The sequence below is a fragment of the Micromonospora sp. M51 genome (assembly GCF_018070305.1).
GTDB classification, from domain to species: Bacteria; Actinomycetota; Actinomycetes; order Mycobacteriales; family Micromonosporaceae; genus Micromonospora; species Micromonospora parva.
In genome coordinates this window covers 1-3,852 of sequence record NZ_JAGPXZ010000603.1, presented here as the reverse complement: position 1 = coordinate 3,852, position 3,852 = coordinate 1, and the positions used below count along the sequence as shown (strand labels likewise).

Here is a 3,852-nt window from a genome sequence, read left to right as displayed (position 1 = left end):
ATCCTGCCGATCATCCTGCTGCTGGTCGGCGGTGTGCTCGTGCTCCTGCTGCGCGGCCTGCTCGCGCCGCTGCTGCTGGTGCTCACCGTGATCGCGTCGTTCTTCGCCAGCCTGGGCGCGGCCTGGCTGCTCTTCGACCACGTGCTGGGCTTCCCCGCCCTGGACAGCGGGGTGCTGCTGCTCGCCTTCGTGTTCCTGGTGGCGCTCGGGGTGGACTACAACATCTTCCTGGTCACCCGGGCCCGGGAGGACGCCCGCAGCGCCGGCACCCGCGCCGGGATGCTCTCCGCCCTGCGGGTCACCGGCGGTGTGATCACCAGCGCCGGAGTGCTGCTCGCCGCGGTCTTCGCCGTGCTCGGCGTGCTGCCGCTGATCACCCTGACCCAGATCGGCATCATCGTCTGCATCGGCGTCCTGCTCGACACCCTGCTGGTCCGCACGGTCCTGGTGCCGGCGCTGGCGTTCCTGCTCGGCGACCGCTTCTGGTGGCCCGGTCGGATCACGAAGGACCAGGCGCAGGGCACCGTGCCGTCGCCCGAGCCGGTCGCCGCACACGATTGACCGAAGCGTCGGGGCCGTGCCGGATCCGGCACGGCCCCGACGCCGTCAGTACGTCAGGCAGACACACTCGTTCATCAACGCCCGCACGTTGCGCACGTACGACGGGTTGGGGATGGCCAGTGGCTTGCCCTCCTGCGCCACCGCACCGTGCCCGAAGTTGTAGGCGGCGATGACCGCGTTGAGCAGGCAGGAGTTCAGCTCGCTGGTGCACAGCGCCGGGTCGAGGCGGAAGTCGGACTCGAAGTACATGTCGCCGATGTACTTCGTCGCCCAGGCCAGATAGGTGGCGCCGAGGTAGGCGTTGTCCCGGTAGGCGTCGATCTTGTAGCTCTTCTCGAACCGCTGGTTCATCCAGCTCGCGGTGTCCGGCATCACCTGCATCAGCCCGACCCCACCGTCGCAGGCGTAGATGTTGGACTGCCAGCCGCTCTCCTGCCACGCGGTGGCCTTGAGCAGGGTGAGCGGGACCTTGATGTCCGGCGCCGAGACCGGCCAGTAGGTGCGGTTGGCCGCGTCGGTCAGCGCCGCCTTCACCTCGGACCGCGACGCCTGGGTGCCCTTGTAGGTCGGCTTGCAGGACGTCGGTGCCGGCTTCGGTGGCGCCGGCGGCACCTCGGTCTCGGTGGGCGGCTTCGCCACCGGACGCGGCTTCGGCGCCGTACGGGTCGGCTTCTTCGACGGCTTCGGGGTCGGGGTAGCGCTGCGACTCGGCGCGGCGCCCATCGACTCCACCGCGCTCACCGACGGGCTCGGCTCCGCGCTGACCTCGTCGGACGGGGCGTCGGTCGGCTCGTCGCTGACGGCGACCGGCGCGGCAAGGGACTCGGGGCTCTGCTCGTTGCCGGCACAGCCCACCAACGCGCTCAGCAACAGCCCGGCGAGCGCCGCGCCGACCAGCCGATGTGTCTGTCGAACCATCCCGTTGCCTCCCCCGGTGTGACCGTCGCCGCACCCTAACAAGGCTCGACCGGGCGGCGGTGCCCCTGCGACGGCGACCGGGGCTGGTCAACCGGCGGCGGTCGCTCCCCCACCGCCCGGTCCCGGGTCGCCCAGGCGACCACGAACACCACGGTCCAGAGCACCCCGAGCAGCACCGCCGCCGCGGCCCCGCTCGCCGTGTCCAGGCCGAGGTAGAGCCGCGCGCCGCCGATCCCCAGCACCCCGGCCGCGGCGGCCGTCCAGGCGGCCACGGCCACCGGCCACCGGGCGCTGCGCGACACCAGCCAGGCCAGGGTGCAGAAGCTCGCCGCGACCACGGCGCTCTGGGTCGACAGCGGAGCCACCTCCCCGCCGCCCGGGGCGCCCCCGTCCGGGCCGGTCAGCTCGGCCACCACGGCCAGCACCACCAGCGGCACGAACGCGCCGACAGTGCCGACCACGCTGAGCAGATCCGCCCGCCAGGGCCGGTTGCGCCACGCCAGTCCCGCCGCCACCAGCGCCACCAAGAGGATCAGCACCGACCCGCGCACCACCGACACCACGATCAGCGTGGCCTCGGCGGCGTCCGGGGTACGTCGGGCGGCGAACCACCCGGCGATGGCGCCATCCAGTGCGGCAAGCCCGGAGTTGCGGACCGCCACCGCGAGCAGACCGGCGATGGCGAGCCCGGCGGCGAAGAGCAGCAGCAGGCCGGCAGCCAGATTGAGCAGCAGTGTCCAGGCCGGGCCGATCCGCATCGCCACCAGGAAGAACAGCACCCCGTAGCGGGCGGTGAGCCACCGCACCGGGGGCAACCCGCCCGCCCGGGACAGCAGCGCACGCACCGGATCGGGGTTACGACCCAGCCACCGGCCGACGAGCACCACCCCCAGCAGACCGGCCAGCAGCAGGAACGCCACCCCGGTGGCCCGGCCGAGCAGCCGGGAGACCGTGTCGTACGACTCACCGGCGAGATGGCCGAGCAGCACCGAGCCACCCACCCAGGTCACCACCCCGGCCAGGTTCCACAGGACGAACCGCCGGTACGGCATGCCGGCCGCACCTGCCAGCCGAGGCACCAGGGTGCGGGCGAAAGCCACCCACCGGGCGGCGAACACCCCCCGCCCACCGAGGCGGGCGAGCATGGCGTCGGCGCGGGCCCACCGGCCGGGTCCGACCCGGTGCCCCAGTCCGGCGCGCAGTCGGGGGCCGTACCGCCGTCCGGCGCGAAAGGCCAGCCCATCGCCGAGGACCGCCGCGACGATCATCGCGAGCAACGCCGGCCCGAGCCGCAAGGTACCGTTGTAGGTGAGGAAGCCGACCAGCAGCAGGGTAGCCTCACCCGGCACGAGCAGGCCGAAGATCACCGCGGTCTCGCCCGCCACGATCAGCGCGGCGACCAGGTAGATCCACAGGGTGGGCAGACCCTGCACCCAGGTCAGCAGGTCGTGCACTCAGGCCCCCGGGACACGGGAGTCAGCATGCCAGCCGGGGGAACCACCGGCACAGCGGTTTCACCATAGATCAGGGGCACCTGGGGGTGACCCCGACGCAGCCTGCGCGAGCGCAGGCGGAAGGATAGAGGGTATGCAGCTTCGCACCGACCTCCGCAACGTCGCCATCATCGCTCACGTCGACCACGGCAAGACCACCCTGGTCGATGCCATGTTGCGGCAGGCCGGCGCGTACGGCGCACGCGGCGAGAACACCGAGCGGGTGATGGACTCCGGGGACCTGGAGCGGGAAAAGGGCATCACGATCCTGGCCAAGAACACCGGCGTGCGGTACCTGCCGGCGGACGGCTCCGACCCGGTCACCATCAACATCATCGACACCCCCGGCCACGCCGACTTCGGTGGCGAGGTGGAGCGCGGCCTGACCATGGTCGACGGTGTGGTGCTGCTCGTCGACGCCAGCGAGGGTCCGCTGCCGCAGACCCGTTTCGTGCTGCGCAAGGCCCTGCGGGCCCGGATGCCGATCATCCTCGTGATCAACAAGGTGGACCGTCCGGACGCCCGGATCAAGGAGGTCGTGGACGACACCTACGAGCTCTTCCTCGACCTGGACGCCGACGAGGAGCAGATCGACTTCCCGATCGTCTACGCGTGCGCCCGCGACGGCATCGCCTCGCTGACCCAGCCGGCCGACGGCTCGGTGCCCGACGACAGCGACTCCCTGGAGCCGCTGTTCCGCACCCTGCTGGACACCATCCCGGCTCCCGCGTACGAGGACGGCGCCCCGCTGCAGGCGCACGTCACCAACCTCGACGCGTCGCCCTTCCTCGGCCGACTGGCGCTGTGCCGGGTCCGCCAGGGCACCATCAGCAAGGGCCAGACGGTGGCCTGGTGCCGCACCGACGGCAGCACCCAGCGG

General features: G+C 72.1%; 4 protein-coding genes. 2 read left to right on the top strand and 2 right to left on the bottom strand.

The genetic code is table 11. The annotated features are described in order from the left end of the window. A partial coding sequence (locus KBX53_RS25355) for an MMPL family transporter (RefSeq protein WP_210862023.1) occupies window positions 1–561 on the top strand: 561 nt, incomplete at its 5' end. A gap of 45 nt (window positions 562–606) precedes the next feature. Here KBX53_RS25355 and KBX53_RS25350 read toward each other — a convergent pair. Together KBX53_RS25350 and KBX53_RS25345 are read right to left on the bottom strand one after the other, a co-directional pair. Beyond that, window positions 607–1,479, bottom strand: coding sequence for a lytic transglycosylase domain-containing protein (locus KBX53_RS25350; RefSeq protein ID WP_210862021.1), 873 nt, complete (start codon window positions 1,477–1,479; stop codon window positions 607–609). Between the two features lie 35 nt (window positions 1,480–1,514). Further along, window positions 1,515–2,933, bottom strand: a complete 1,419-nt coding sequence (locus tag KBX53_RS25345) for a DedA family protein (RefSeq protein ID WP_210862019.1) — start codon at window positions 2,931–2,933, stop codon at window positions 1,515–1,517. 133 nt (window positions 2,934–3,066) lie between these two features. On the opposite strand from KBX53_RS25345, the gene KBX53_RS25340 reads away from it, so the two are divergent. Next, on the top strand, window positions 3,067–3,852 hold a 786-nt coding region (locus tag KBX53_RS25340), incomplete at its 3' end, for a GTP-binding protein (RefSeq protein WP_210862017.1).